Source organism: Novosphingobium sp. 11B (genome assembly GCF_054589055.1).
The window spans coordinates 38,026-43,695 of record NZ_BAAILP010000033.1; the positions used below are offsets into that span (position 1 = coordinate 38,026).

Consider the following 5,670-nt stretch of genomic DNA (forward strand, 5'->3'; position numbering starts at 1 on the left):
GCGCACCCCGTACATGCGCGGCGGGCCGTACATGAAGTCGCCGATACCCGAAGAATCGTAGCCGCCGCCCGACGTGGTGCGATAGTGCTTGTTCGTCACGTTCTGCGCGAAGACGACCACGTCGAAGCCCGATCCGCCCACGTCGGTTATGCCGGCATTGAGGTTCAGCAGGCTGTAGCCGGGGATCTGCAGGTTTCCATCGACGAACTGCCTGGCCGTATACGTGAAGACCGCCCCGAAGTTCAGCTCACCGACGTTGTCGCCCAACGGAACCGAGTAATCGCCCGAGAGCGTCAGCTTGTGCTTGGGCGAGTAGGTCAGCGGACCTCCGATCCGCCCGCGCGGGATGATCTGCAGGAAGGGGCTGTCCGCCGAGAGCGTGGGCGTGACGAGGTCCTTGAGCTTGGTGTCGAGATAGGCATATCCCGCCGAGAGCCGCAGCCCCTGGAACGGGGTCACGCCTGCATCCACCTCGACGCCTCTGATGACGGATTTGCCCGCGTTGATGATCGCCGAGCCGCCGACCAATCCGCTTTCGGGCTTGGGAATGAGCGCGCCGAATACCTGCTGGTTCGAGAAATCGTTCCAGAACCCGGCGACGTTGAGATAGCCGGGCAGGGCTCCGCGGAATGTCAGCTTGGCGCCGACCTCGTAGGCATCGACTTTCTCGGGAAGGGCGGTCTCCAGCCCCGGATTGGTGAAGTTCACCGTACCCTGGCGATAGCCGCGCGCGTACTTGGCATAGATCAGGGTATCGGGCGTCGGCTTGAAGTCGAGGTCGATCAGCCACGTCGGCTTGTTCGACTTGACGGTGATCCGCGTGCCGCATGCCGTCAGGTCGCCGCCGTTGGCGATCAGATTGACGGTCGCATGGTTCAGGTTGTCGTTGCACACCCAGTTCGAAAGCACGTAGCCGACACCGGGCACGCTGGCGAACACGCGGCGATTGCTTTCGGAATAGCCCGCGATCTTGTCGAACGTCCAGCGCCCGCCAAGGGTCAGTGCCAGCTGGTCCGTGAAGCGATAGGTGCCTTGCGCGAAGACACCGTGGTTGTCGAACGCCAGTTGCGTGCGCGATTCCGAGATGATGGTGCCCGGGATCGGGGCGCTGTCGGACAGTGGCAGGCCGCCCGAGCAGTTCAGGACCCCCGGATCAACGCAGTTGCCGTAGATTCCGGTACGTTGCTGGTTGTAGCCGAGCGGCCGGCTGAATTCGAGATAGCCGCCGACCACGAAGTTGAACTTGCCGTCGGCCGAGCGCCCCTGGATCTGCAGTTCCTCGGTGGTGGTGGATTCTGCGGCCGCATCGTGGCCGGGCTGGGTGCCGAGCTGGATGTAGTCGAACGGCTGGCCGATCTGCGGGCCTCTGCGCGCCGCGTAATAACGGGTGATCGCCGTGTCCGGCACCGTGAAGTTGTCGCTGTAGAGCTGGAACTGGCTCTGCTCGCGGTATTCGCCGTAACTGACGATGTTCTTGATCGTGATCGTGTCGCTGGCTTGCCAGGTCGTCGTGTTGATCGCCTGCCAGGTGCGCAGGAACATGCGCGGGTCGGGATCGCTCACATCGACGTCGAGAGGGCCGTCGCCGCGCGCGGTCTGACGGGCGATCTGGTCGCAGGCGGCCAGCGAGGTGTAGTAGCGGCTGATGCTGTACTTGCTGCCGTTCGGGTTGATGGGGGAGATCGTCGCCGGGTTGATCTGACGCGGATCGCCGGGGTTGGAATCGCAGAACTCGTAGTGCGAAGCATAGCCGTTGGTGTCCGAACGGCTGTAGTGGAAGATCGTGTAGTTCTCGAGGTTCGGGGTCAGGTCCGCAACGACGCTGAGACGGCCGTAGAAGTAATTGACGTCGTTGAAGTCCTTCGGGCCGACGCCAGAATGGTTTTTCATATAGCCGTCGCGCTCGTTGCGGTCGATCGCGACGCGGACCTTGAAGGTATCGGCCAGCGGTGCGTTGAACATCGCCTGGACGCGCTTCTGGTCGTAGTTGCCGTAAGTCCCCTCGATCGAGGCTTCGAGCAGGTCGGTGGGCTTGGCCGGCACCAGCAGCACGGCGCCGCCGGTGGTGTTGCGGCCCTGCAGGGTGCCTTGCGGGCCTTTCAGCACCTGCACGTTCTGGAGGTCGGTGAAAGCGCCCGCGCCGACGGTGTTGCCGCCTGCCGTGCCACCCTGCGCGCGCACGCCCACGACGTCGGCGAAGTATACGCCCACGGTCGGCGCGGTCGAGGCGTCCTGGTTGAAGCCGCGGATGGAGAACGTCGATTTCTCAGGCCCGTAACGCGTGTTGACCGAGAGCGAAGGGGTGAAGACCGCAAGGTCGGAGGCGACCGCGATGTTGCGCTTCTGGATCTGGTCGCCGCTGAACACGGTGATCGAGATCGGCACGTCCTGCAGGCGTTCTTCGGTACGACGGGCGGTGACGATGATCTCGTCCGGGTTGATGCCCTGCGCCATTAGCGGCGTCGCCGTCAGCCCCGCAAAGGCGATTGCCGGGACCGCGACGCTGCTGGTGAGCCGGCTCCTGAAATTCCTTGCACTCATGATTTCTCCTCTCCTCCGGAAACATTGTTCTCGTTATCGGCAGACGGTTCTGCGGGACGGCCGGCTGTTGCCGGTCCGCGCGGGAGTTTGGGGATAATCGAAATGGGGAAGCGTCCGGATCCGGCATGGCCGGCCAGCGATCGACGCCCCCGTCAGCGCCTGTTCTCTCTCCCTGGTGCCGATGCCCGGCAGACCTTCTTGCTTGAGGGAAACACTACGAATCCCTCGTCTGTTTGCAAGGATAACTGTGAGACATTCAGTTCACAATTGGGAATTATACATCGAAAATACGAATTAATCCGAGAGCGTGGCGCAATTGTAACACCTGTTCAGCAAATCATGCCGAAAGGATCACTTCGAGCAGGGCGAGAGTGCCGCTCCAGGCAATTCGATGTGCCGCCGCGTCATATTCTATCCCCTCGGCGATACCGTCGTGATCGGGGTCGGTGAAGGCGTGGCGGGCGCGTGCGAACTCGGTCGCGCAGTAGTTCGCACCGGCCAGATCGAGTTCTGCACGCACCGCATCGAAGTCGGCGCGCGGCACGTAAGGGTCGCGGCCGCCGGTCCAGATGGCTATGTGCGGCCTGACGGTGCCGGGCGCAGCCGGTGCATGCGTGGCGAGGAGGCCATGAAAGCTTGAAACCGCCCGGACCGGTGCGCCGCTGCGGGCGAGTTCGAGGACGCACTTGCCGCCGAAGCAATAGCCCACCGCTGCGACCCGCTCGGGATCGACGCCGGGCAGGGCGCACACCGCCTCGAACCATGTGACGACGCGCGCGCGCAGGGCTTCTGGCCGTTCCATGAGATCGGCGAAGTGTCGGCCTGCCGCCTGCGGCGTCGAGATGTCGGCGCCGCGCGCGTACATGCTGGCAGCGACCGCGACGTAGCCGGCCTTGGCAACCGCCTGCACCGCCGCTTCGAAGCTGGGGCCAGGGCCAGTGGCTCCCGGGATCATCAGCACCGCCGCATGGGGACCGTCGCTTTGCGGCCGGGCCACGAAACCTTCCAGTGCGATCCCTTCGTGGTTGCAGGCAACCGGTTCGAATCTGTCGTCCATCGCCATGGCTGCTCCTCATTATCGCATATGTGAATGATGTGTCGCAGAAAGGAATGATCGGTGGCCCGGGCCTTGTCAAAGCCGGACCTTGTCAAAGGTTGCGCCGGCTTGCACGCCCGTGCGATCACCGGGCGATGATGCGCAGCGGATATCGGCAGGAGCACAAACCGCGCTGGAAGATCGCGGCGGTCGTGCTGCTGATCCACGTCGTCGTGATTGCCGGGCTGGTGCGGGCGTTCACCCCGGACCTCGCCGCGCAAGTGGCGCGATCGGTGACGCGGGCCTTCACAATTGCGGCCGAACCTCCGCCGCCGCCCGCGCCTGTCCCCTCTTCCGCACCGAGCAGCGCAGCGCCGCGCGAAGAGGGCGCAGCCGCCGCTGCGGGTCGCAAGGCGGACCCGCGCCCGGTCCCGGCGCCCAGGACGCCCGTGGTCGTCCGCCCCGCGCAAGCTCCTCCGGTGGCGGGCAAAGGCGCGGAAAACGCTGCCGGAGCCACCGCGCAGGGCGAGGGCACGGGGGCGTCGGGCTTCGGTTCGGGCACCGGCGCGGGCGCAGGCGGGGATGGCACCGGCGGCGGCGGCGCATCGCCGACGGTGAAGGTGGCGGGAGACATCAATTCGGCGAAGGACTACCCCCGCGCCACCCGGGACTTGCGGGTCGGGGCATCGGTGACCATCGACCTCAGGGTAGGAACCGATGGCCGCGTCGCCGCCTGCCGGATCGTGCAGCCCAGCCCGGACCCGGAGGCGGACCGCATTACCTGCGACCTCGCGATGCGCCGTTTTCGCTTTCGCCCGGCAAAAGATACTGGCGGAAAAACAGTAGAAGCGATTTATCGCTGGCGTCAGCGCTGGTTTTATTGACGTAATATACAAGCGCGACGTTGCATTGCAGCATTGGGCGGCTATGACCATCGAACTGGTATCCGTCAGCGGACGAGCGAAACTTTACCCTATGTCGATCCTTGTTCCCGTCATTCTCTGCGGAGGCAGCGGCACGCGCCTGTGGCCGCGCAGCCGGGCTGCCATGCCCAAGCCGTTCCTGCCGCTGGTCGGCGACAGAACCCTGTTCGAAGCGGCGCTGGCCCGTTGTCCCGGCTCGGGAGGCTTCGCGGCCCCGGTCGTGGTGACCGGCCACAAGCACCTCGCCCACGTCGAGGCGCAGCTCGGCGCGGTCGAGGGGGCGCAGGTCATCGTCGAGCCTTCGGCGCGCAACACCGCCGCCGCCATTGCGCTCGCTGCCTGCCGCCTGCCCGAGGACGCGGTGATGCTGGTCTGCCCGAGCGATCACCACATCGGCAATACCGAGGCTTTCGCGGTCGCCGCAGCCGCTGCGGCGGGGTTGGCGCAGCAGGGCTGGCTGGTGTCCTTCGGCATCGAGGCGACGGCGCCCGAAACCGGCTTCGGCTACCTCAAGCGCGGCGAGGCAATTCCCGAGCACGGCGGTTTCCGCACCGCGCAGTTCGTCGAGAAGCCGGATCTGGAGCGCGCCAAGGCGTTCCTTGCCGAAGGGATCTACGCCTGGAACGGCGGAATCTTCGCGTTCCGGGTGAAGGACTTCCTCGCCGAACTGACCGCGCACCGCCCGGACGTCGCCACCAGCGTCGCGGATGCGGTGGCGAAGGGCGCCGAGGACGGCCAGCGCTTCCATCCCGATGCGGCGACCTTTGCCGAAGTGCCCAGCGTCTCGGTCGACTACGCGGTGATGGAGAACACCACCCGCGCGGCGATGGTGCCCGCCGACATGGACTGGTCGGACATCGGCAACTGGCAGGCGCTGCACGAGGCGCTGGAAAGCGATGAGCACGGCAATTCGGTACGCGGTTCGGGCACGGTCGAGATGGTCGATTGCCGGGGTGTGCTGGTCGACAGCGACGGTCCGCGCGTCTCTGTGATCGGGCTGGAGGACGTGATCGTCGTCGTCGATGGCGATGACATCATGATCACTACGGTTGCCGGCGTGCAGAAGGTGGGCAATCTTTCCGGCGCCAGGAATCAGTGAGTATTCGCCGATGACCGACGCCCGCGCTTCCTCCTCGCTGCCGATCCGACAGGTCGAGAAGCCCTGGGGCC

The 5,670-nt window shown here is 65.4% G+C and carries 4 protein-coding genes; 2 read left to right on the plus strand and 2 right to left on the minus strand.

Going from position 1 to position 5,670, the window contains the following annotated elements:
• Both ACYPYD_RS02850 and ACYPYD_RS02855 read right to left on the minus strand, forming a co-directional pair.
• Positions 1–2,541: TonB-dependent receptor (locus ACYPYD_RS02850; protein WP_459662006.1), on the minus strand; the 2,541-nt coding region annotated here is incomplete at its 3' end.
• 337 nt (positions 2,542–2,878) lie between these two features.
• Positions 2,879–3,598, minus strand: coding sequence for a dienelactone hydrolase family protein (locus ACYPYD_RS02855; protein ID WP_459662007.1), 720 nt, complete (start codon positions 3,596–3,598; stop codon positions 2,879–2,881).
• Positions 3,599–3,732: 134 nt separating this feature from the next.
• Between ACYPYD_RS02855 and ACYPYD_RS02860 the strand changes: the two genes are divergently transcribed.
• Positions 3,733–4,461, plus strand: coding sequence for a TonB family protein (locus ACYPYD_RS02860; protein WP_083274636.1), 729 nt, complete (start codon positions 3,733–3,735; stop codon positions 4,459–4,461).
• Positions 4,462–4,552: 91 nt separating this feature from the next.
• Positions 4,553–5,599, plus strand: a complete 1,047-nt coding sequence (locus ACYPYD_RS02865; RefSeq protein WP_459662008.1) for a mannose-1-phosphate guanylyltransferase — start codon at positions 4,553–4,555, stop codon at positions 5,597–5,599.
• Positions 5,600–5,670 lie beyond the last annotated feature (71 nt).